The sequence below is a fragment of the Streptomyces sp. NPDC015130 genome (genome assembly GCF_043080005.1).
GTDB lineage: Bacteria > Actinomycetota > Actinomycetes > Streptomycetales > Streptomycetaceae > Streptomyces.
In genome coordinates this window covers 63,067-85,715 of sequence record NZ_JBIBVC010000004.1, presented here as the reverse complement: position 1 = coordinate 85,715, position 22,649 = coordinate 63,067, and the positions used below count along the sequence as shown (strand labels likewise).

Below are 22,649 nucleotides of genomic sequence, written 5' to 3'. Positions count from 1 at the left end.
CTCCGGTGTGACGTGCCCGTCGTCAGGGCGCGGCGAGCGCCGCCTCGTACAGGGCGCCGGCCACGGCGAGGTCCTCCCAGGCCATGCCGACGCTCTTGAAGAACCGCGGGCGTTCGGTGGTGGGGGTGCGGCGGCCCGTCACCAGGTCGGCGATGCCGGCGCGGACGTGGTCCTCCTCGATCACCCCTTCGGCCGTGGGGACGAGCAGGTCGCCGGCCTCGCGCAGGGCGGCGCTCCGCGCCTCGACGTACACCTCGGACCTGGCCACGAGCGCGCTGTCGACCTCACGGGCGTCCGGTTCGTGCGAGCCGACGGCGACGACGGTGGCGCCGGGGGCGACGAGGGCGCCGTCGAAGAGGGGCGTGCGGGCGGTGGTGCAGCAGACGACGAGGTCGGCCTCGGCCACGTCGTCGGGCGTACCGGTGCGGGCGAGGACGCCGAGCGTGCGGGCGTACCCGGCGAGGGCGCGCGCGCCGATCTGGTTGCGCCCGACGACGATCGCCTCGGCGACGTGGCGTACGGCGAGGACGGCTTCCAGGTGCCCGTACGCCTGGGGTCCGGTCCCGAAGAGCACGAGGCGCAGCGGCCTGCCGGTGGGTGTCAGGTGGCGTACGGCGAGGGCGGAGACCGCCGGGGTGCGCAGTTCGGTGAGGGCGGCGCCGTCGAGGAGGGCGAGCGGGCGCAGGTTCGCGCCGTCGAGGAGCAGGTAGGAGCCCGTGATGCGGGGCAGGCCGGCGGCGGCGTTGCCGGGGGCCACGCCGGCGATCTTCACTCCGGCGTAGCGGCCGAAGGCGGCGGGCATGAGGAGGAGTTCGCCGGCGGGGACGCGGACGGAGATGCGGGCCGGTCCTTCCTCGGGGTCGAGCCCGGCGCGCAGGACCTCGGCCAGGACGTCGACCGCCGCGGCCGGGCCCATCAGGCGGGCCGTGGTCGCGGCGTCGATCTGGGTCAGGTGCGGCGGATGGGTCGTGTGTGTCGCATCAGTCGGGTGGGTCGAGGGGGTCGGCTGGGTCACAGCAGGAACCCCGTCCCCAGGTCGTCGTCCGGTTCGAGGAGGAAGGTGTGGGTGCCGGTGCGGTGGGCGCTTCCGGTGACCTCGGTGACTCCCCCGGGGAGCAGGCGGCCGGTGAACACGGTGCCCGCCACGGATTCGTGCGTCAGGGTGTCGCCGGGCGCGAGGCGTCCGTCGGCGGCGAGGAGGACGAGCCGGGCCGAGGTGCCGGAGCCGCAGGGGGAGCGGTCGATCTGGCCGTCGGCGAAGACGGTGACGTTGCGCTGGCGCGGGCCGTTGGTGATGCCGGAGTCGGCGTCCGCGTCGGGCCGGTTCTCGGACCGGTCCTCGGGCAGGTCCTCGTACAGGATGACGCCGTACACGCCGGAGAGGCGTGGGTCGCCCGCGTGCCGGGTGGCCGGGTGGTCGGCGAGCGCGCCGCGGATCTCCTGGCCGGCGCGGACGAGCGCGGGCAGGGACGCCTTGGCGGTGTCGAGGCCGAGGTCGCCGGCCGCGACGGAGGCGTAACAGGCGCCGGAGTGGGCGAGGTCGACCTCGACGGTGCCGAAGGAGGTCGTGACGGGGACCTTCCGCGCGGTGACGAAGGTCGGGATGTTGCGGAAGGTGACGCCGGTGGTGCGGCCGGCCGTGCGGTGCACGGTCGCGGTGACGCGGCCCGAGGGTACGTCGATCCGGACGGCGACGTCGCCGTCGTCGGGCGCCGGGACGCGGCCGGAGTCGACGGCCCACGCGCCGAGCGCCATGGTGCCGTGGCCGCATGCCGTGGAGTAGCCGTCCTTGTGCCAGAACAGCACGCCGAAGTGGGCGCCGTCGTCGTCGGCCGGGACGACGAACCCGCCGTACATGCCCGCGTGTCCGCGGGGCTCACGGACGAGGAGACGGCGCACGTCGTCGAGGGGGCCCGGACGCGGGTCCGTGGCCGTGCCTCCGGCGCCGATCACGGTGGCGCGCCGTTCGGCGACGGTGTCGCCGGGGATCGGCGGGAGGTCCTGGTCGACGATCCTGAACGGTTCGCCTGCGGCGTGGTAGTCGGTGGTGCGCACGGAGTGCGGGGTGGTGCTCACGAGGTACGGCCTCCGGGAAACGGGTTCGGGGGAACGTGCGGGTGGTGCGGAAACGGCAGCCGGGCCGGCCCCTCCCCCGTGAGTGAGGCCGGCCCGGACGACGGGGGTCAGCTGCGCAGGGGGCCCTCACAGCTGAAGCTCGACGTGCCCGCGACCCTGGAGGACCAGATGTCGATCGGTCCGAAGGAGCAGTTCATGTCGGCGAGGTTGTTGGACGCGGCGCCCGCGCGGTCGAGGATGAAGTAGTCGACCGTCTCGGACATGTCCTTGAAGTTCTGGTCCTCGCTGGCCCAGTTGGACAGGTTGGCGGTGATCCGTCCGGTACAGGTGAACCGGCGCTTGCCCGGGTCGCCGTTCTCGACGCAGTCGGGGGTGTTGTAGGTGGCGGCGGCGAACGTGGACCTCACGTTCGCGAGCGCGGAGTCGCGGAGCTGGTCGTTGGGCGTGTAGGTGGTGTTCGGGACGAACAGCTCGTCGACCTTGGCGATCTGCTTGTCGAGGAAGAGGTTGTACTCGCGCTGGATGTTGGCGTCGGAGCCCATCCGGTTGCGCCACGAGTCGTACGCCTGGACGTCGTTGGCCCGCAGGTGCCGGTACATCTCGCGCAGGAAGCCGGGCCGCTCGGTCCAGAGGTACTCGAAGAAGGTGCCGGCGTAGCTGTAGAAGCGGAAGCCGTCGCCGGCGTAGGTGGCGTTGAGGATCTGGCTCACGGTCATGCGGGGGCCGCCGTTGGCGGTGTCGCCGATGACGCTCTTGACGAGGGACTTGCGGACGGCGATGCCGTTGTCGCGGGTGGCTCCGTCGAAGAACTCGGCCGTGCCCTCGTCCATGAAGGTGGTGCGGTCGTTCTGGTACCACGGGCCCTCGCCGAAGGAGCCGTGGACGGCGTAGCGGCCGTTGAGGTAGTGGACGTACTCGTGGCGGAAGAGCTCCTCGAGGGTCAGGGAGGAGTCCTGCGGGACGCGCCGCTGGTAGGTGTAGAAGGTGGCGCCGCGCTCGATGTAGATGCCGCCGTTGTTGGTGTCCATCCCGGTCAGGACGGGGTGGTAGTTCTCGTAGTCCGCGCGGGAGGCGTAGAGGACGATGTTCAGGGTGGTGTTGGTGTCGCCGGCGACCGGCTGCTCGCTGCCGACGACACGGTGGAACTGCGCCTTGACGAGCTTGCTGGCGTAGTAGAGCTGGTCGACGGTGGCGCGGTCGAGTCCGGTGCGGACCTTGATGCCGCCGTTGTCGTAGGTGTACGTGTACGGGAAGATCTGCTTCTCGATGTCCTCCTTGCACACGCCGTACGGCTTGCAGGCCTCGTAGAAGTTGAGCCACGAGACGACCTTCGCCCACTGCGGGCTGCCGCTGCCGAAGGTGTTGACGACCGTGCCGAAGGTCTCGCCGAGTCCGGCGACGGTCTCCGTCTTCAGGACCGCGATCTGGCCGAAGCGGCCGTATTCGCTGAGGGCGTCACGGGCCACCCAGGCGTTGGCGGTGCCCTTCAGGTGCCCGTAGGACGCGAAGGCCTTGAAGACGGCGCGGTACGAGGGGTCGGCGGCCGCGGCGGCGTGGAAGCCCGCGTCCTGGTTGCCCGGGTAGACGCCGAGGTAGTTGACGGAGAGCGCGGCGAGCGCGGCACCCGCCCAGGCCGGGTCCTGGTTGGTGGCGGTGTGGGACGGGTCCATGGTGGCCAGGACCCGCTTGACCAGACCGAGCTGGTGCTGGCGCAGGCCGGGGCCGCTCGCGGCGTAGAGGGCCTCGCGCAGGGTGGTCGCGTTGGTCTTCGTGACGTCGAAGGTGCGCGGGGCGTTGCCGAAGGCGGTGACGGCCTGGGTGATCGCGTTCACCGTGGGCGTGTCGGTGGTGTCGATCTCGCCGCGCGAGAAGTCGTGGTACACGACGGCGTGCAGGTACGTGAACATCTCCTCCAGGTGCGAGGAGTTCTTGCCGTCGTGGGAGGCGGCCAGGCTCGATATGCGGCGCGCGACGGCCTGCACGTGGGCGTCGGACATCACGGGGACGAGCCGGGCGTCCCATGTCCAGATGAGCTTGCCGAGACAGCCGTCGGAGGTGACCGCGGGGTCGGCGAGGAAGTCGGCGAACTGCTCGGGGGAGAGGCGGGTGATCCCGTCGAGCGTGCAGGGCACGCCCGCGGCCGTGGTGCCGGCGGCCGCGGCGGTCGTCCGGGCGGCGGAGTCGGTGGCCTTGGCCTTCGACCTGGTGGTGGCCTCGGCGGTGCCGGTGGCCTTGGCCTTTCCGGCGACGCGGCCGGCGGCGAGACCGCCGGGGGCGGGCGCGGGGCCGAAGGTCTTGCCGGGAGCGGTGGCGAGGTGCTCGACCTCGTCGAAGGGGTTGGCCGCGGGCTTGTCCTGCGGCGCCGCCGGACCGGCCACCGGGGAGGCCGGTGCGGGCAGCTTCTCCGTGTCCGCCGCGGAGACGGCGGACTGGCCGGCGGAGGCCAGGAGGGTCACGGCGACCGCGGAGGTGAGCAGGGACGAGCGCACACGTCTGTGGAGGGACAACGGAACTCCTGCTGGTGAGGGGGGTGTGAGTGCGGGGATCGGCAAACGAGAACGGCTCTGGTTCGCACGGTGTATGACGGCGGTTCATCACCCCGTGTGCGCTGTAACATAGTAATGTGAAATTGCACTGACAACCCCTCCGACGGCAACAGTTCCCCGGAGACTCCCGAGCCCCTCGGCTACACCGGTGCAATCCCCCCGATACCGGCACCACTCGCCTGCGGAACACTCATCCGATGTCGTCGAGCCGGGCCAGGTAGCGGGCCGCGCCCCGCTGGATCCGGTAGAGGAAATGGCCTCCGTCGCCGTCGGAGTCGTACAGCTGGGTGGCGGCCGAGTCGTAGGCCATCCGTCGTGTGACGCCCTGCCAGGGACGGGCCAGCAGGGCGCCCTTCAGCTCGTCACGGCCGCCTTCGGCACCCAGGGCGTGTTGCGAAAGTAGCGCCGGCCGCCCGAAGGGCCGCCCGCGCCCGGCTTCACGAACTCCCGGGTCAGGCCGGCCCGTACGCCTGGGGGCAGCGGCTCGCGGCGCCACCGGCAGTCCTGGCCGAGGACGGACCGGCGTGCGGGGTGGCCCTCGTACGGTTCGGCCTTGCGGAAGCCGGCCCCGAAGCCGTCCGCCGTGATCGTGACCGAGCGGACGAAGGCGAGGGCGTCGGCCGGGGAGGAGGGCAGTGCCTTCTCGGGGAACGTGTACGGGTCGTCCCGCGCGGCCGTGACGGTCGACGAGGGCTTCGCGGGTGGTCCCGCCGCCTCGCCTGTCCCGCTTCCCGCGGCGCTCGGGCTCTTCGTCGCACCCGGCCGGACCGGGGCCTCCGCCCCGCTCGTCGAGCATGCGGTCACCGCCACCATGGCGGCGGCTCCCGCGGCTGTCCCCCACGCGACGCGACGCCGTCCGCGCGTCGTCGCCGTGCTGCCCCCGTCGACATGTGTCCCCCCGACCACTCGAACGCGATGCACGAACCCTAGGGCTCACATGGTCACCCCGGAACCCAACTCCTGCAATATTGTTGAACATTAGGATGAAAGAACGATGCCGACGTCATCGGGCGACGACCGTCTCGAACGGAACACGAACCCCCGCACACCCCCGGCGTCACTCGCACCCCAGAGACCGCATAGCCTCGTGCGACGAGGGGGCGACGCAGGGTCGGGACCCGCCACGAACAGGCACAAGGCACAAGAGCAGGGAACGGAAGATGACTGAGCCAGCGGGTGGGACCGAGGCCGCCACCGATCCCGACCGAATGTGCGAGCCCGAGCTCGACCTCAGGTCCGAGCCCGACCCCGAGCTCGCCCCCGAGCCCGAGCCCGATCCCGCCGGGACGGTGCGCGTGTTCATCGCCCTCGCGCCGCCGGACGAGGCGAAGGACGAGCTGGCCCACGCGCTGGGGCCCGCCTACGAGGCGTACCCGCGCCTGCGGTGGAACCGCATCGAGGACTGGCACATCACGCTGGCGTTCCTCGGGGAGCTCCCGGTCGCGGCCGTACCGCTCCTCCGGCCCCCGCTCGCGCGCCTGGCGGCGGCCCGTCGCCCGCTGGAACTGGGGCTGCTCGGCGGCGGGCACTTCGACGAGCGGGTGCTGTGGAGCGGGATCGGCGGAGACCTCGACGGCCTGCACGACCTCGCCGCCGAGGTGCGCACCGTGGTCCGGGAGTGCGGCATCGCGTTCCAGGAGCGCCCGCTGCGCCCGCACCTGACGCTGGCCCGGGCGCGCCGCGACGATCCGGCGAGCGTGGTGGAGATCGCCGGAGGGCTGGCCGGCTTCACCGGCCGCAGGTGGCGGACGGAACGCCTCCATCTCGTCGGCAGCAACTTCGGCCGCGGCCCGGCACCGATCCGCTACCGCGACATCGAGGCCTGGACGTTCGACGGGCCCTGAGTCCGGGGCGGCGCACGCTTGGCCACTTGCGGGGACGGAGTGATCGCGACCGGGTTATCTTCTCCGCCAGGGGAGCCCCGGTGAGGCGCTGCGGGACCCTCCGGCCGTGAGGTGGGGGCAGGGCGATGCGTAGTTACGCCGGTGTGCTGGTCGGGAGTCTGCTGCTCGCCACGGTGTGGTGCTTCCCCGGCCCGTTCGGGCTCGTCGTGGGCTGCATCGCCTGGAGTCAGGGGGAGGACTGGGCCTGGATCCCGCTGGTCGCCGGGCTCGCCCTCTCGGTCCCCATCCCGTTCATGGCCGTCAATCACGCGCGCAGGCAGTTCCCGGTCGTCACCCGCCGCCGCGACGAGCAGCGGACGGCGGACTTCCCTTACGGCGACTCCACGTTCGTGCTGTGGGCGCCACGTTCCCCGCAGGGTCATCCGGGCGCCCGGTTGGCGCGGGCGGACGTCCTGGAGGCGTCGCTCGTGCGGTACGCCCCCGAGGGCGAGGCGAGCTACACGCTCTACGGGGACACGTACACCCCTGACGAGTTCACGCCGCTCGTCAGGATGCGGCTGCTGATCCACGGTACGGAGGGGGCGGGCGGGGCCGACGGGTTCGAGGTCACCGATGAGTGGCGGGTGCCGTCGCTCTGCCTGTCGGCGATCACGGCGGGCCGCCTGGCGGTCCTCGTCGACCCGACCAGCCCGACCAGCCCGGCCGAGCCGACCAGCCCGGCCAGCCCGGCCGACCCGACTGCTCCGGCCACTCCAGCCGCGCCGGCCGACCCTGCCGCTCCTGCCGCTCCAGCCGCTCCAGCCGCTCCGCGAAGGCCTCCGAAGGTCACCCCGCTGTGGCCTCGCAGCACCCTCCTGGCGGGGACGCGGACCAGCCGGATCGTCGGCCTGGACGGTCGTCCGAGCGAGGTGACCCGGTACCCCGGCCGTCTGCTGCGGCACATGCGGATCTCCCTGGACGCCGGCGGCATCGAGATGACCGGGGACGTCCTCGACCTCCGGACCCTGGACGCGGCCACGGCGGCGCGTTACGCCGCCGAGGACGAACGGCACCGCGCCCGTCCAGAGGCTCCGGCGCCGGTGACCGAGCCGGGCGAGGAGGCGCGGTGGATCGTGGGTGAACTGCCGGGTGAGCGGGCGGCGTTCGGCTCGGTCGGCCGTCGGTGGTCGCGCCGCGGTGGTGTTCTGGTGCGGGCGCGGTTCCTGCGGATGAGCCCCACCCACACCTTCCAGGACCACGGCCCTGTCCTGGACACGGTGCTGCGCATCCACCCCGCGGACGGCTCACCGGCGTTCGACGCCGCGCGGCGGCTCACGGTGCCGATGGACTACCTGGCGGTGCTGCACCGCACCAGGGAGGTCGTCGCCTACGTCAGCCCGAACGGCGGCGCGTACGTCATCGACTGGGCACGCACCAATCTCCTCGCCGGAACGGCACCGGCCACGGTCATCGCCCCCGACGGCCGGGAACACCTCGTCACGGACCCGGCCGTGATCTGGGCCCTGATGAACCTGCTGGCATCCCGCGGCCTCTCGAACCCGGCCCCCGTCCTGGACCTCCGCAAGCGCCGGACCGCCGCGGTCGCGGAGCTGCTCATGGCTGCCGTACGGGACGGCGTGCCGGACGCGCCGACCGTGCGGCGCACGGTCTAGGACCTGTCCGGTCGATCAGGGCCGGGGCCGCGGCAGCCGGCACGGCACCTCGCCGCGTTGCCGAAACGGCCTTGCCGACCCTGAACGACCGGACAGGTCCTAGGAAACGAAGCCCACGACGCCGAACCCGGGGCGCGACTCCACGTGGCGGAGCCAGCCCATGACGTCCATGACGGCGTCGAGGACCTCGGAGTCGAGGGGCGGCGCGTGACCCGCCTTCTTGGTCTCCTCGAACTGGGCCAGGGCCGCGAGGCACTGCTCGTGCGTCCACTCCCCGCAGCGCGGGAGGTCGGAGTACGGCAGGCCTGCGGGGAAGCCGCCGGAGTAGCCGAACTCCGCCACCGAGACGGCGGTGATCCGCAGGGCGCGGAGCCCCTCGTCGACCATTTCGAGCCAGTCGCCCCGGAACGGGCTGAAGCAGGAGTTGTCGAGGAACGAGCCGGTCAGCGAGCAGAGGCGCTTGTAGGCGTAGCCGTACTGGAAGGAGTGCTGGTGCCCTTCGGGGAACGGCCCGCCGTACACCACCGTCCGCAGCGCCTCGAACGCGGTGGGAGCACCGTCCGCGATCCGGGAGGAGAACCAACTGTCGTCGGACGCCAGGTCGTCGGCGAAGCTGTCGCGGATGACCTGGAGCAACTGGTCGTCACGCGACCCGACGAAGGCGTGCGCGGCCGCGGGGTCGATCAGGTACACGCTCAGGGATGAACTCATGTGATCAACTTAGCGACCGGCACTGACAACGCGATCACGGAGACGGGGAGCGGCCCTCTTCTCAGGCGTAGGGGTCGAAGGGGATGCCCGACGGTTTGGCCTTCGCCAGGTGGGAGGCGAAGTTGCCGTCCTTGAGTCCGAAGACCGCGCTGCCGAAGTTCGCCTGGGACAGCTTGTCGCGCAGGCCCGCGGGGTAGCCGTTCCAGCCGACCAGGCTCGGGAACTGCCAGGTGTGCTGGTGGTTCTCGGGCGGCTCGTCGTTGGAGTTCGCCGGGCGGAAGCAGTGGGTGCCGATGCCGTCCTTGTGGTAAACGATCTTGGGGTGGGTGCCGTCCCAGCGGATCCGGTCGCGGCCGTACACCGAGAAGCCGCCGTGTGCGGAGGTGGAGACGTACTGCGCCTGGTTGTTCTGCACCCACACCACGACGTGCTCCCAGTCGTGGCGGTGTCCTCCGAGGCCGCTGCCGATCACGGCCTGGTCCTTCTCGAAGTACAGGCCGTAGATGACGGCACACCAGCCGTTGTTGCACTTGGACCGTGCGTATCCGTTGGTGTTGGTGAGGTCCCAGGAGTCGCGGCACTGGCCGTTGAGGGCGCCGGAGGGGTTGAGCCCGCCGTTGATCGTCCCGTCGGCACCGATGGCGGGCGTCGGGTAGCAGCCGTCCGTGTCGTAGTCGTACGCCGGCTGGAACGTCTGCTCCAGGCCGTCCGCGTTCGCGGGCAGGGCCGGCGGCGGGGCCGCGAGCGCGCTGCCCGCCAGGGCGACCAGCAACGTGAGCGAACTGCCGAGGGTGAGTGCTCCCTTGACGAGGTGACGCGTGATCCTCACTCGGACTCCCTGACCTGGACTGGGCGGCGCGCGGCGCGCGTTGGCGCGATTGGCATGCCCATTCCAAGCAGCAGGGAATCATGGCGACGGGAACGGAGCGACGGCCGTCAGGCCACACCCCTCGTACGGAACTGGACGCTGATGCGCGGGCCGACCGCGCGCGTCGCCTTCGGCACCGCGTGCTCCCAGGTCCGCTGACACGAGCCGCCCATCACCACGAGGTCACCGTGCCCCAGCGGGAGGCGCAGCGCGACGGGCCCGCCGCCGCGCGGCCGGAACGCGAGGTCCCGCGGATCCCCGAGGGAGAGGATGGCGACCATCGTGTCCTGCGTGGCCGAGCGGCCGCTGCGGTCGCCGTGCCAGGCGACGCTGTCACGCCCGTCGCGGTAGAGGCAGAGCCCGGCGGTGACGAACGGCTCGCCCAGCTCGGAGGCGTAGTGCCGGTCGAGAGCTTCGCGCGCCTCCACGAGCGCGGGATGCGGGAGCGGGGCACCCTCACGGTAGTACGCCAGGAGGCGCGGCACGGCGACGACCTTGTCGTACATCTCGCGCTCCTCGGCCTGCCACGGCACGCACCCGGCCAGTTCCTCGAAGAGGGCGTCGGCACCATGGAACCAGCCGGGCAGGTGGTCCACCCACGCGTCGCCTCGCCCACCGAGCGGGATCCGCCTCACGCCGCACAGGGGGCCGGGCCCGCTGTCGGCCCCCTGGTCGAACAGGGAGCCCTGGAGGCCGGGGAGGCCGGCGAGGTCGGGTCGTGGTGCCGTCATGGGTCCAGCATAGACCTGATATCGAATACGTGTACGAATATGCCGCCCGTGCCTGTCAGTGACGTGCCCCAGACTGGTGATCATGTTCACGGGGATCGACGACGTCGACTGGGCGTCCATGGACCATGCGTACGGCGACGCGGCCGACGTGCCCGAACTCCTGCGGGGGCTCGCCTCGGCCGACGCTGCCGAGCGGGAGGCCGCGCTCGACGGGATGTACGGCGCGGTGCATCACCAGGGGGACGTGTACGACAGCACGGTGGCCTGCGTCCCCTTTCTCTTCGAGCTGGTCGCGACGGCAGGGCTGCCCGGGCGGGGCGAGATCGTCGAGCTGCTCCGCAGCATCGACGGCGACGGCCGCGACCCCGAGGAGATGGACTTCTGGTCCGACGACGAGGACGAGTACGCCGCCTGGGCGGAGCTTCTCGCACGGGCCGAGTCGGACACCCGGGCGCGCAGCGGAGTCCTCCTCGACGCCCTCGCGGATCCCGACGCCCGGCTGCGGCGAGCGGTGCCCGGCGCGCTCGTGCAGCTGCACGGCGATCCGGAGGAGGTACTGGCCGTGCTGCGGCGGCGGCTCACGGTGGAGCGGGACGGGGGCGTCCTGCGGGCCCTGGCCGCAGCCGTGGGAGAACTCGGCGTCCGGCACCAGGAGTTCGCGGACACCTCGGGCGCCGTCCTGGCCGACCTCCTCACCGACGGAAACGTCCCGGACGACCCGGGGCTGCGGCTGTCGGCCCTCGTGCAGATCGCGCGGTGCTCGCCATCCGGTCCGCTCCCGGAGCGGGCCGTCGGTATCGCCCTCGACGCGATGAGGGAGGCTCGGGAGGCGGAGGAGGAGTACGCGGACGAGGGATCCGAGGGGGTCGAGGGCGAAGCCGGCGCCGATGTCGGGACTCCGACGATGATCTCGTACCTTCGCCGCCTCAAGGCGTCCGGGCGCGGCTCCGTGAAGGCCCCCTGGGCGACGGAACTGCTCGGGGAGCTGCACCGCGCCCTCGACGATCGCGTCGCCGAGCGCTTCGCGCTCCTGGAGGACCAGTTGCGCAGTCCCGACTGGGGACAGCGGCGCGAGGCGATCGACATGGGCGGCCTGCTCCTGACGGGATGGCGCGGCCCCCACGAGGAGTCCGTGCGGCTCCTGGGCGAGCAGCTCCGGGAGTCGGACCACCGGATCGTCCGGTGGGCCGCCCGGGAGCTGGAGTGGCTGTACGCGATCGGGGGTCCGGCGGCGGACGCGCTGGCCGCGCGTGTGGCGGCGGGACCGGAGTTCCTCCCGCAGGCCCGGTGGCACGAGACGTCCTACGGGGCCGCGGTGTGCGCGCTCGCCGCGCGGGGCGACGCGCGGGCCGTCCCCGCCCTCGCCGACGTGCTGCGCTTCGGGGAGGTCCCGGAGGACCTCGGCGACTGGATCGGCAGGACGGCCCCGACGGCGTCCGCCGCCCTCGTGCCCGTGCTGCTGCGGAGGCTGGCCGGGATCACCCCCGGCAAGCAGCCCCGGCGTACGGGGCACCTCCTGAAGGCCGCGGCCGCCACCGGTGTCGCCGAGGCGGCCGGGCCCGCCCTGCTGATCCTGCGTGCGCCCGGTGATGTGACCGGCCCGGTGCTCCGGGACGCCCTGCGGGCACTCGCCGAGCTCGGCGGGCCGGCCCGCGAGGCGCTGCCGGAGCTGCGCCGACTGGCCCGGGACGGGGACACGCAGCTCCGGGTCCACGCGGCCGCCGCACTCCTCGCGGCCGGGGAGGAGCCGGAGTCCCTCCTGCCCGCGCTCGCGGCCGGGCTCGCCGCCGACCACTGGTCCGGGCGGGTCGACGCGCTTCGGCTGATCGCCCGGATGGGGACCGGGGCGGCGGGTCTGCTGCCCGAGCTCCGCCGGCTCGTCGCGTCCCCGGAGGAGAACGGCGGGTGGGTCGCGGGCTTCCTCGCCACGGCCCTCTGGGAGGCGGGCCGCGATGCGGAGGAGTCCCTGCCCGTACTGCTGCACGCCTGGTCCGAACACGTCGACAACCGGCCGGAAGTAGCGGGCGTGTGGGCGCGGATGGGGGCGGCGGCCCGGTCCGCCGTCCCTGTCGTCCGTGACGAACTCGCCGCCGTCCGCCGCCACGACAACACGGGCGGCACCGGCAGGATGCGCTATCGCTGCGCCGCCGACGAACTGCTGCTCGCGCACGGCCGCGCGCTCCTGGAGGTCGGCGTCGACTGAGAAGCCGCCAAGGCCCGCGGGGCTCCCGAGGAAGCCAAGCCCCGCGAGGCCCCCGGGGCTCCCGAGGAAGCCAAGCCCTGCGAGGCCCCCGGGGCTCCCGAGGAAGCCGGCGGGGAACCGGCGGCCCCGGTGTTCACGCGCGTCATGGCCACGCCCACCAGCACGATCACCATGCCCGCAGCCGCGCGGAGGGTGAAGGGTTCGTCCAGGACGGCGTACCCCAGCACCAGCGACACCACGGGCAGCAGATAGCCGACGGTCGCGGCGTCGGTGGCGCCCTCGGCCGCGATGATCCGGTACGTCAGATGGAAGGTGATCCCCGTGGCGAAGACGCCCAGGACCACGACCGCGACCAGGCCCTCCGGGTCGATCTGGGCCGGCGGCCGGCCGCCGAGCGGCAGGCTCAGGCCGGTCAGCACCGTCGCGGCGACGAGCTGGGCCGAGGAGAGGGAGAGCGTCGCATGGCCCCGCCCCACGAGGTGGCGGCCCATGTGGGCGAAGCCGACCGCGTAACTCGCCGCCGCCGCGACGACGGCCAGGGCACCCCAGCCGACCTGCACCGCGCCCTGCCACGGGGCCAGGATCACGACGACACCGGCGAAGCCGAGCAGCAGGCCGCCGGCGCGGACGGGGCGGAGCCCGCGCTCCGTGCCGAGGGCGAGACCGAGCAGCAGGGACCAGAGCGGAGTCGTCGCGTTCAGCACTCCGGCCAGTCCGGAGCCGACGGTCCGCTGGCCGAGGCTGAACAGCGCGAACGGCAGGGCGTTGCACCAGAACGCCGCGACGAAGACATGGCCCCAGACGGCACGGCCGCGCGGGAGGCCCTTCCGGGTCACCGCGCACAGGACGAGCAGCGTGCCCGCGCCGAGGAGGCAGCGGGCCACGGTGACCTGGAGCGGCGACAGGGCACGCAGGGCCAGCTCGATCCAGAGGAAGGTCGATCCCCACAGCAGGGCGAGTACGCCCATCCGGGCCCCGGCCCGCACTCCGCTCCCCGCACCGATCGCTCGCGTCATTCTCGGTCTCCCCTTCCCAGGACTCCCGTCCAGCTGAGGAGAACCACGATGCCGCCCCACCACCCTTCAGCACCATCACACGATGGTTCAGCACGCTTAAGCTGGGCTACATGCTTGATGTGAGGCGCATGCAGCTCCTGCGGGCCGTCGTGACCAGCGGATCGGTGACCGCCGCGGCGGCGGAGCTGGGGTACACGCCGTCCGCGGTGAGCCAGCAGGTGTCGGCCCTGGAGCGGGAGGCCGGGACCGCCCTGCTCGAACGGGCCGGCCGCGGGGTCCGGCCGACGGCCGCGGGCCTGCTCCTCACCCAGTACGCCGCGGCCATCGGCCGGAACCTCGCCGAGGCCGAGGCCGCCCTGGCCGATCTGCGGGCCGGCCGGACCGGCAGCGTCGCCGTCCGCTACTTCGGCTCGGTCGGTCCCTCGCTGGTCGCCCCCGCACTGGCCCGGCTCCGCCGGGAACACCCGGGCGTCCGGCTCGACCTCACGCTGCTCGATCCGCAGGAGGCGCTCGCCGAGGTCGCCCGGGGAGACGCGGACCTCGCTGTCGTGGTCCGGCCGCGCGAGGAGCCGGTCCCGGGCCTCCGTCTCGTCCGCCTGCTCGACGACGAGTACCTCGCCGCGCTGCCGCCGGGGCACCCGCTGGCCGTGCGGCGCGTCCTCGATCTGGCCGATCTCGCCGCCGAGCCGTGGGTCGGGAGCGAGCCCCAGGGTCCGTGCCTCGACGTGGTGCTCGGGGCGTGCGCGACGGCGGGGTTCAGCCCGGACTTCGTGGCCGGCAGCGAGGACTACGCGACCGCGCTCGGGTTCGTCGCGGCCGGTCTCGGCGTCGGCCTCGTCCCCCGGCTGGGCGCGGGGGGCCGCCGTACGGACGTCGTGCTGCGCAGGGTGCGGAACCCGCGCCCGGTCAGGACCGTACAAGCGGCCGTACGCGCGGGAGCGCCCGGCCACCCGGCCCTCACCACGCTGCTCGAAGCGCTCGCCGAGACGGCGCGGCGGTCCGCCCCGGAGGCCGGGCGGCCACGAGGGCGCGGGCGGTCCGAGGGCGGACCCGGGTAGCAGCTCGGGTCGCCGAGCAGACCCGGGTAACCGCTCAGGTCGCCCGGCAGACCCGGGTAACCGCTCAGGTCGCCCGGGTACGTGGGTGACCCGGCGTCATCACCCCCGAGCCGGGCCGGCCGGGCGGTCGATCCGGTACACGTAGTGCGCGCGGTCGTCGATCGGGTTGTCGGGTTCCAGGGAGGCCTCGGCGATGCGACGGAGGCCGGCGTTCTCGAGGACGCGCCAGGACGGGCGGTTGGCCGCGTGCACGGCCACGATGATCGCCGTACAACCAGGGTGGTCCGCCCAGGTCGCGGCGACGATCGCCCGGATCAGCTCCGCGCCGTGCCCCCGGCCGGTCAGGGCGGGATCGCCGATCAGGTAGTCGACGGTCATCGCTCCCTCCGGTACGTCGACCTCGGCCGCCGTCAGTTCGGTCCCGTACTCCGGGTAGTCGGCGAACCGGCTGCGCTGGATCAGCCCGATCGGCCGGCCGTCGAGGAGGACGAGCAGGTCCTCCGAGGGTTCCTCGCCCCGGGCGGCCGGGCCGAAGTCGCGCGCGACGGCCTCGGGTGAGGTCTCGTGGTTCCACCAGCGTGCCACGTGCGGCTGGGACAGCCACTCCCCCACCTGCGGGAAGTCGGCTTCGCCGAGCCTGCGCCAGGTGATCATCAGGACTGCTCCGCGAGGGGGGACGGCGTCGGTCGTACCCGACGAGGAGAAGGGTAGGACCGGCGGCGGAGGGACGTCCCGCGAAAACGCGTTTCGTGTCGCGCGCCGGACGTCCTACGGTGACGCGGTGACGACTCGGATGATCATCCTCAACGGCGGTTCCAGCTCGGGCAAGTCCGGGATCGTGCGGTGCCTGCAGTCGGTGCTGCCCGATCCGTGGCTGGCCCTCGGGTGCGACTCGTTCGTCGACGCGCTGCCCGCGCGGATGCAGGCCTCGGACGACGGGATCGCGTTCGCCGCGGACGGCGAGGTCAGCATCGGCGCGGACTTCCTCGCCCTGGAGGCCGCCTGGCGGGAGGGCGTGGCGACGATGGCGCGCGCGGGCGCGCGGATCGTCGTCGACGACGTCTTCCTCGGCGGAGCGGCGTCCCAGCGGCGGTGGCGGGCGGCGCTCGGCGACGTGCCGGTGCTGTGGGTGGGCGTGCGGTGCGCGAGCGCGACCGCCGCCGGCCGCGAGATCGCGCGGGGCGACCGGGTCCCGGGCATGGCGGCGACGCAGGCGGAGTCGGTCCACGCGGACGTGTACTACGACCTGGAGGTGGACACGACGCACACCGAGTCCCTTGCCTGCGCGCGCACCATCGCCGCACGGATCGGCTGAGCCCGGCGGGAACCCGCCGAAGGCGGCGCCGCCCGCATCACGGGCGTCGCCACCGGGCAGTGCCACCAGGCGGTGCCACCAGGCGGTGCCACCAGGCGGTGCCACCAGGCGGTGCCACGGGCGGATCGCCGGCGGCGGCTCGCCGTTACCGGCCCGCCGCGCCCGGCGGGCGCCGTAGGCTTCGGTCGACATCGACATGGTGGGGAGCTGGGCGCATGGCGGCTGGGGAAGTTCGGCGGTGGGGGTCGGTTCTCGACTCGGTCGTCGTGTACGCGCAAGGGGCCCTCTGCGTCCGCCTCGCCCGGGGTGTCGTGCCCGCCGACGGCCGGATACGGGTGACGGGGCTGCCCCGCTCGCTGGACCCCGGATCGCTGCGGGCCCGTGTGCGGGGGACGGCCGGAGTGCGGGTCACCGAGGCCCGGTTGGAGGTCGAGGCCGAGCCGCTCGGCACCGAGTCGCCCGAAGGCGCGCGGCGCGAGGTGGAGCGGCTGCGCGACGCGTACGAGGCGGCGACCGGACGCCGGGACCGTCAGCTGGAACGGATCAAGGAGGTCCAGGCCCTCCGCCCCGTCGCACCCGCGCGCAAGCGCGACGATCCGCACCGCCGCGCACCGGTCGACGCGTGGCTGGAGCTCGCCGAGTTCGTCGACGAACGGCTCGCGGCGCACCACGCGCGGCTCGTCGAGCTGGACGAGGCGATGCGCGTCGCCGCGCACGAGCTGACCGTCGCCGCCGACCGGCTCGAACGCGCCTCCACCGACGCACCCCAGGCGCACGTGGAGACGTCGCTCTGCGCGGTGCTGACCCTCGACACGACCGGTGCCGGTACTCCAGGCGCAGGTGCCGGCACGGATGCCGGTGAGGCCGACCGTACGGCTGACGCCGACGGTGAGATCGAGGTGGAGGTGGAGGTGGAGTACGGGGTGCCCGGTGCCGTCTGGGTGCCGACGTACCGGCTCCGCCACCGGCAGGGTGACGCCACCGGGCGTCTGGTGCTGCGCGCCTCGGTCGCCCAGCGGACCGGCGAGGACTGGACCGGGGTGCGCGTCGCCCTGGCCACCGCCGACCTCCGGCGCCGTACGGACCTGCCGCGGCTTCGCTCGATCCGGCTCGGCCGCCGTCAGGACTCCCCCACGCCGTCCGGCTGGCGCGAGCCCCCGGCGGGGCTCGCCGACCTGTTCTCCGGCTACGACGCGGCGGGGCCCCGTCCGGCCGCCGGCGGGTCCGATTCCTGGGTCGCAGCCCCCGCATCCGCGCCGACGCCCCCGCCTCCGCCGCCGTCGATGCCGTCCCATGCGCTTCCGTCGATGCCCCTTCCGCCGGCGCCGCAGGGCTACGGCGGTGCTCCCGGCGCTCTCCCCGTGCCCGGCGGCCCGGTCCGCGGCCCCTCCGAGGAACGGCAGCGCTCCATCGGCGGGTCCTTCGCCGGTGCCCCCGCTCCCGTGGCACGCATGGCTCCCCCGGCGCCCTCGGCGCCCGGCGCACCCGCGCCCGCCGCCGCGCCGCCGCCGCCTCCCGCTCCGGTGAACGGTCCGCCGCGGCCGAGCGGCGCCGAGCTCGACTACGCGTCCCTCGTGCTGTCCGGTCCCGACGAGCCGGCCTCGCGCCGGGGCCGGCTGTTCCCCGACGCCCCCGTCGATCCCGTGGCGGCCGAGCACCGTCGGCGCGCCGGGACGGTGGCCTCGCTGCCGCTGCCCGGGCACGCCCGGCGGCCCCGCGAGTCGGCCGGTTCCTTCGACCACCGCTTCGACGCCGCCGCCCGCGCCGACATCCCCTCGGACGGCACCTGGCACACCGTCACCGTCGGCGAGATCCCGGTCGGTCTGCGCACCGAGTACCTCTGCGTGCCGTCCGTCGAGCCGACGGTGTACGCGACGCTGGTCCTCGACAACGCCGGCCCGCAGGCCCTCCTGGCCGGTCCGGTGGAGGTCACCGTCGACGACGACTTCCTGCTGACGGCCGCGCTGCCCACGCTCGCCCCGGGCGGAGTGCGCCGGGTGGGGCTCGGGCCCGCCGAGGGCGTCCGGGTCACCCGGCGCGTGAACGTCCACGAGTCGACCTCGGGCCTGCGCAACAACACCACCGTCCTCGACCACCGTGTCCACGTGGAGCTGGCCAACCGGCTCGCGGGTCCCGTCACCGTCGAGGTCCACGAGCGGGTGCCGGTCACCTCCGATGCGGACGTCCGGATCGAGGAACGCGCGGACTGGACGGCGCCCGCCGCCGACACGGGGGCCGACCGGCACGCGCCGGGCACCCGTGTCTGGCGGGTCGACCTGCCCGCAGGCGCCACCACCGCCCTCGACGGCGGTTACGAGATCCGCATCCCGACCGGCAAGGCCCTGGTCGGCGGCAACCGCAGGAGCTGACACCCGCCATGTCCACGGACCAGAAGCCGATACCCCTCCCCGTCACCGCCGTCACCTGCCTGGAGGACCGCGCCCACGTCGAACGCTCCACCGCGGTCGACCTGGTGGCCGGCGTCCAGCGGCTGCGTCTCGGCCCCGTCAGCGCGCTGGCCGTGGACCGTACGCTCCACGCCGAGGTCAGCGCCGTACCGACCGCGGGACCGACCGACGGACCGGTCGACGACCCCGCCCGGAGCCCGTCCCCCGACCCGGCGGCGTATCGTCGCCCGACCGTGCTCGACGTGCGGATCGTCCGCGACTGGACGCCGCGCGGCCCCCTGCCGCCGACCGACGACGACTCGGACCTGCGCCGCCGCGTCCACGCCCTCGAAGAGGAACGGGTCGGTCTGGAGCAGCGGCGGGACCGGCTCCGGACGCGTCTCGACCTGCTCGGCCGCCTCGCCTCGGACGTCCTGCGGGAGATCGGCGAGGGCACGGGGTACGGGGAGAGCGAAGGGCCTCGCTGGGCCGCCGAGCTCGACCGGGTGGACGCCGAGCGCGACGAGCACGGTGAGCTGCTCCGTACCGTCGAGGCCCGCCTGTCCGCGGTCACCGCCGAACTCGACGCCTGCCGGCGGGCCGTGGAGCTCGCCGAGGTGGAGCCCGCCGAGCTGCTCGCCCACGTCGAGCTGACCGTGGAGGCCCCGGTCGCCGGGCCGGCCGTCCTGCGGCTCGGCCACCTGACCTCGTGCGCGCTGTGGCGGCCCGCCTACCGGGCCGTGCTCGACGGGGAGTCGCTGACGCTGGAGAGCGAGGCGACGGTCTGGCAGCGTACGGGCGAGGACTGGTCGGACGTACGGCTGACCCTGTCGACGGCCCGCTCGGCGCTGGCCTCCGAGCCGCCCCGGCTCCGCGAGGACCGGCTGACGCTCAAGGACCGTTCGGCGGCGGAGCGCCGTACCGTCGACGTCGAGCTGCGCGAGGAGGAGATCGGGGAGCTCGGCCCGGCACCGGTGCTCGGCCTGCCGGGCGTCGACGACGGCGGCGAGGCACGGGTGCTGAGGGCCCCCGCGCCGGTCTCGGTGCCCGGTGACGGGCACGCGCACCGCGTGCCGCTCTCCGCTTTCACGGCCGCGGCGCAGCGGGAGTACGCCTGCTCCCCCGAGCTGTCCCCCCTGGTGACGCAGGTGGTCCGCCTCGACAACCTGTCCGGCCACGCGCTGCTCGCCGGTCCCGTGGACCTGGTGCGCGACGGCGGGTTCGGCGGCCGGGGCACGCTGGAGTTCACCGCTCCCGGCGCCCCCGTGGAGCTGGCCTTCGGCAGCCGTGACGACTACCGGGTCGTCCGGCGGGCCGAGGAGACGCGCGACACGACCGGGATCACCCAGCGGACGGTGGTCACCCGCACGGTCGAGCTGTACCTGTCGCGGTTCTCCGGCCCCGGGGAGGGGGACGACCAGGTGGTGGCGCTGCGGGAGCGGATCCCGGTCTCCGAGGTCGCCGCCGTGGAGGTGCGGCTGCGGGCGGAGGCGTGCTCGCCGGCGCCGGACGGCGTCGACGCGGAGGGCGTCGTCCGCTGGGACGTGACCCTGCCGCCCGGCGGGCGCCGGAAGGTCACCCTGGCCTACGAGTTGTCGGCGAGCTCCAAGGTCACCGGTCTCTGACCGGGCCGGCCGGTACGCCCACCCGGCACGCGGCACGCCCCCGGTGTTCTCCACCGGGGGCGTGCGCGTGCCGGGGTGTGCTGCGTGCCGGGGTGTGCTGCGTGCTCGGCCGTGCGCGGCCATGGCGTGAAGCTCTGAATGGTGCTTCACTTCTTACATGGCCTACCGGAAGACCCCCGCAGAGATCCGTCGGCTCGAGACGGCCCGTGACCACCTCGTCGCCCGGGCGACCGAGGTCGTCGCCGAGGTCGGCTGGGCGCAGGCGTCCGTGACGGCGGTCGCCGATGCGGCGGGGATCGCCGCCGGTTCGGTCTACCAGCACTTCCCGTCCAAGGCGGCACTCGCCGTCGAGGTGTTCCGGCGCGCCTCCGGACACGAGGTCGAGGTGCTCGGCGAGGTGCTGCGGGCCGGGGGCGACCCCGTCGAGCGCCTGGCCCGGGGCGTCGAGACCTTCGCCCGGCGCGCCCTGGAGAACCGCGGTCTCGCGTACGCGCTCCTCGCCGCGCCCGCCGAACCGGCCGTCGGCGCCGAGCGGCTCGCCTACCGGCTCCGCTACCGGGCCCTGTTCGTCGAGACGGTCGAGCGGGGCATGGCGGCCGGGCTGCTGCCGCCGCAGGACGGGCGGGTCACCGCCGCCGCCCTCACCGGGGCGATCGGCGAGGTCCTCGTCGATCCGCTCGGCACCCCCGGCGAGAGCGACACCGAGGAACTCCTCGTCGAACTCGTCGCCATGGCCCTGCGCTGCGCGGGCGCCGCGCCGGCGTCCTGACGCACGCGCGCTCCCTTCCACCACTCGCCACCCGGAGGAACCCGATGACCGCCACCGTCCCCCGTACCGCCCCGAGCGCCGTGACGCACGAGGTCACCAACCAGCCCCCGCCGCTCACGGGCCACGACGTGGCCGACGACCCGGTGCTGATCGAGGGTGTGCGCCGGGAGGGCGCGGAGTGGTACCTCGACGACCTGCACCGGATCGGGCGGCTGGCGGGCAGCGAGGAGACACAGCGCTGGGCCGAGGAGGCCAATCGGTACGAGCCCGTGCTGCGCACCCACGACCGCTACGGCCACCGCGTCGACGAGGTCGACTTCCACCCCTCGTACCACTCCCTCATGGACGTGGCGGTGAGCGAGGGGCTCGCCGGCAGCGCCTGGGCCGATCCGCGGCCCGGCGCCCACGTGGCGCGGGCAGCCGGGTTCATGGTGTGGAGCAGCACCGAGGCCGGGCACGGGTGCCCCGTCTCCATGACGTACGCGGTCGTCCCCGCCCTGCGCCGCTCCCCCGAACTCGCCGCGCTCTACGAGCCCTTGCTGACGAGCCGGGTGTACGACCCGGGGCTCCGCGCGCCCGGCGGGAAGCGCGGTCTGCTGGCCGGGATGGGCATGACGGAGAAGCAGGGCGGGACCGACGTCCGCTCCAACACCACCACCGCCGAGGAGCAGCCGGACGGGACCTGGCGGCTGCGCGGGCACAAGTGGTTCACGAGCGCGCCGATGAACGACCTCTTCCTCGTGCTCGCCCAGGCGCCCGGCGGCCTGTCCTGTTTCCTCGTTCCGCGGGTGCTGCCCGACGGCAGCCGCAACACGTTCCGCATCCAGCGGCTCAAGGACAAGCTGGGCAACCGCTCCAACGCCAGCAGCGAGCCCGAGTTCGACGACACCGTCGCCTGGCTCGTCGGCGACGAGGGCAAGGGCGTGCGCACCATCATCGACATGGTGACCATGACCCGGCTGGACTGTGTGCTCGGCTCCGCCTCGGGCACGCGCGCCGCGCTCGCCCAGGCCGCCCACCACGCGCGCCACCGGTCCGTCTTCGGCGCGCGCCTCGTCGAGCAGCCGCTGATGCGGAACGTCCTGGCGGACCTCGGCCTGGAGTCGGAGGCGGCGACCGCCCTCGCGCTGCGGCTCGCCGGGGCGGCGGACCGCGCCCAGCGCGGCGACGCCGGGGAGCGGGCCTTCCTGCGGCTGGCCACGGCGGTCGGCAAGTACTGGGTCTGCAAGCGGCAGCCGGCGGCGGTCGCCGAGGCGCTGGAGTGCCTCGGCGGCAACGGCTACGACGAGGCGTCCGGCCTGCCCCGCCTCTACCGGGACGCCCCGCTCAACGGCATCTGGGAGGGCTCCGGCAACGTCAACGCGCTCGACCTGCTGCGCGCGCTGGCCCGAGAGCCGGAGTCCCTCGAAGCCTTCGGCGCGGAGATCGAGGCCGCGCTCGGGGCGGACCGGCGGCTCGACGACGCGTGGCGCGAGCTGCGCGCGGAGCTCGTCCTCACCGAGGACGCCCAGCTGCGCGCCCGCCGGGTCGTCGAGCGGGCCGCCCTCGTGCTCCAGGGTTCGCTGCTGGTCCGGCACGCGCCCACGGCCGTCGCCGACGCGTTCTGCGCGTCGCGTCTCGCCGGCGACCGCGGTCTCGCCTTCGGCACGCTCCCGCCCGGCACGGACTTCGCCGCCCTGCTCGACCGCCTGCCCCGCCAGGCCTGACAGCCGGCCCGTCAGTCCGCCGTTCCCGGGTGGCTCCACCGAACGGCAGTCCCGGCGCCCGCCCTTCTCGTACGGGGGCGGGCGCCGGGGCCGTCCGGTGGGTCGAATCGGACTTCATGGCGGTCAACGGCACGCATCGGCG

At 74.0% G+C, this 22,649-nt stretch carries 18 protein-coding genes; 9 read left to right on the top strand and 9 right to left on the bottom strand.

The features are described 5' to 3' along the window. Positions 1 to 22 precede the first annotated feature (22 nt). From ACF08F_RS08975 to ACF08F_RS08960, 4 genes are all read right to left on the bottom strand, one after another. On the bottom strand, positions 23 to 1,015 hold the full coding sequence (locus tag ACF08F_RS08975) for an ornithine cyclodeaminase family protein (protein WP_392297846.1): 993 nt from the start codon (positions 1,013 to 1,015) through the stop codon (positions 23 to 25). Further along, a complete protein-coding gene (locus ACF08F_RS08970; RefSeq protein WP_392297845.1) occupies positions 1,012 to 2,076 on the bottom strand; it encodes a proline racemase family protein in 1,065 nt (354 codons plus the stop codon). Before ACF08F_RS08970 ends, ACF08F_RS08975 begins: the two co-directional genes overlap by 4 nt. Positions 2,077 to 2,183: 107 nt before the next feature. Next, positions 2,184 to 4,583 (bottom strand): collagenase, encoded by a 2,400-nt coding sequence (locus ACF08F_RS08965; RefSeq protein WP_392297844.1) that lies wholly within the window; start codon positions 4,581 to 4,583, stop codon positions 2,184 to 2,186. A gap of 393 nt (positions 4,584 to 4,976) precedes the next feature. Next, positions 4,977 to 5,435, bottom strand: coding sequence for a hypothetical protein (locus tag ACF08F_RS08960; protein WP_392297843.1), 459 nt, complete (start codon positions 5,433 to 5,435; stop codon positions 4,977 to 4,979). A gap of 395 nt (positions 5,436 to 5,830) precedes the next feature. Between ACF08F_RS08960 and thpR the strand changes: the two genes are divergently transcribed. Beyond that, a complete protein-coding gene (gene thpR / locus ACF08F_RS08955) occupies positions 5,831 to 6,466 on the top strand; it encodes an RNA 2',3'-cyclic phosphodiesterase (protein ID WP_392298248.1) in 636 nt (211 codons plus the stop codon). 125 nt (positions 6,467 to 6,591) lie between these two features. Then, complete coding sequence (locus ACF08F_RS08950; protein WP_392297842.1) at positions 6,592 to 8,118, top strand: hypothetical protein; 1,527 nt, start codon at positions 6,592 to 6,594, stop codon at positions 8,116 to 8,118. A gap of 99 nt (positions 8,119 to 8,217) precedes the next feature. Here the strand turns inward: ACF08F_RS08950 and ACF08F_RS08945 are convergent, their stop codons facing one another. The 3 genes from ACF08F_RS08945 to ACF08F_RS08935 all read right to left on the bottom strand — a co-directional run bounded on the left by ACF08F_RS08945 (position 8,218) and on the right by ACF08F_RS08935 (position 10,428). Continuing rightward, positions 8,218 to 8,829, bottom strand: a complete 612-nt coding sequence (locus ACF08F_RS08945; protein WP_392297841.1) for a hypothetical protein — start codon at positions 8,827 to 8,829, stop codon at positions 8,218 to 8,220. A 61-nt stretch (positions 8,830 to 8,890) separates the two neighbouring features. Next, positions 8,891 to 9,658 carry an NPP1 family protein gene (locus ACF08F_RS08940; RefSeq protein WP_392297840.1) on the bottom strand — a complete coding sequence of 256 codons (768 nt, stop codon included), beginning with the start codon at positions 9,656 to 9,658 and terminating at the stop codon, positions 8,891 to 8,893. Positions 9,659 to 9,765: 107 nt separating this feature from the next. Beyond that, positions 9,766 to 10,428, bottom strand: coding sequence for an alpha-ketoglutarate-dependent dioxygenase AlkB (locus ACF08F_RS08935; RefSeq protein ID WP_392297839.1), 663 nt, complete (start codon positions 10,426 to 10,428; stop codon positions 9,766 to 9,768). Between the two features lie 82 nt (positions 10,429 to 10,510). Here ACF08F_RS08935 and ACF08F_RS08930 point away from each other — a divergent pair, with 82 nt between their 5' ends. Further along, positions 10,511 to 12,631: a PBS lyase gene (locus ACF08F_RS08930; protein ID WP_392297838.1), complete on the top strand. Its 2,121-nt coding sequence runs from the start codon at positions 10,511 to 10,513 to the stop codon at positions 12,629 to 12,631. Here ACF08F_RS08930 and ACF08F_RS08925 read toward each other — a convergent pair. Further along, the gene (locus ACF08F_RS08925; protein ID WP_392297837.1) at positions 12,562 to 13,647 is read right to left on the bottom strand and encodes a DMT family transporter; all 1,086 of its coding nucleotides are present in this window, start codon (positions 13,645 to 13,647) and stop codon (positions 12,562 to 12,564) included. The genes ACF08F_RS08930 and ACF08F_RS08925 overlap by 70 nt on opposite strands. Before the next feature lie 110 nt (positions 13,648 to 13,757). On the opposite strand from ACF08F_RS08925, the gene ACF08F_RS08920 reads away from it, so the two are divergent. Next, positions 13,758 to 14,705: a LysR family transcriptional regulator gene (locus tag ACF08F_RS08920; RefSeq protein ID WP_392297836.1), complete on the top strand. Its 948-nt coding sequence runs from the start codon at positions 13,758 to 13,760 to the stop codon at positions 14,703 to 14,705. Positions 14,706 to 14,804: 99 nt separating this feature from the next. On the opposite strand, the gene ACF08F_RS08915 is transcribed toward ACF08F_RS08920, so the two are convergent. Beyond that, the gene (locus ACF08F_RS08915) at positions 14,805 to 15,359 is read right to left on the bottom strand and encodes a GNAT family N-acetyltransferase (protein ID WP_392297835.1); all 555 of its coding nucleotides are present in this window, start codon (positions 15,357 to 15,359) and stop codon (positions 14,805 to 14,807) included. Between the two features lie 127 nt (positions 15,360 to 15,486). Between ACF08F_RS08915 and cpt the strand changes: the two genes are divergently transcribed. From cpt to ACF08F_RS08890, 5 genes are all read left to right on the top strand, one after another. Further along, a complete protein-coding gene (gene cpt, locus ACF08F_RS08910; RefSeq protein WP_392297834.1) occupies positions 15,487 to 16,020 on the top strand; it encodes a chloramphenicol phosphotransferase CPT in 534 nt (177 codons plus the stop codon). A 215-nt stretch (positions 16,021 to 16,235) separates the two neighbouring features. Beyond that, positions 16,236 to 18,389 (top strand): DUF4139 domain-containing protein, encoded by a 2,154-nt coding sequence (locus tag ACF08F_RS08905; RefSeq protein WP_392297833.1) that lies wholly within the window; start codon positions 16,236 to 16,238, stop codon positions 18,387 to 18,389. Between the two features lie 8 nt (positions 18,390 to 18,397). After that, on the top strand, positions 18,398 to 20,032 hold the full coding sequence (locus ACF08F_RS08900; protein WP_392297832.1) for a DUF4139 domain-containing protein: 1,635 nt from the start codon (positions 18,398 to 18,400) through the stop codon (positions 20,030 to 20,032). A 157-nt stretch (positions 20,033 to 20,189) separates the two neighbouring features. Continuing rightward, the gene (locus ACF08F_RS08895) at positions 20,190 to 20,801 is read left to right on the top strand and encodes a TetR/AcrR family transcriptional regulator (RefSeq protein WP_392297831.1); all 612 of its coding nucleotides are present in this window, start codon (positions 20,190 to 20,192) and stop codon (positions 20,799 to 20,801) included. Between the two features lie 44 nt (positions 20,802 to 20,845). Continuing rightward, on the top strand, positions 20,846 to 22,507 hold the full coding sequence (locus ACF08F_RS08890; protein WP_392297830.1) for an acyl-CoA dehydrogenase family protein: 1,662 nt from the start codon (positions 20,846 to 20,848) through the stop codon (positions 22,505 to 22,507). Positions 22,508 to 22,649: the final 142 nt, after the last annotated feature.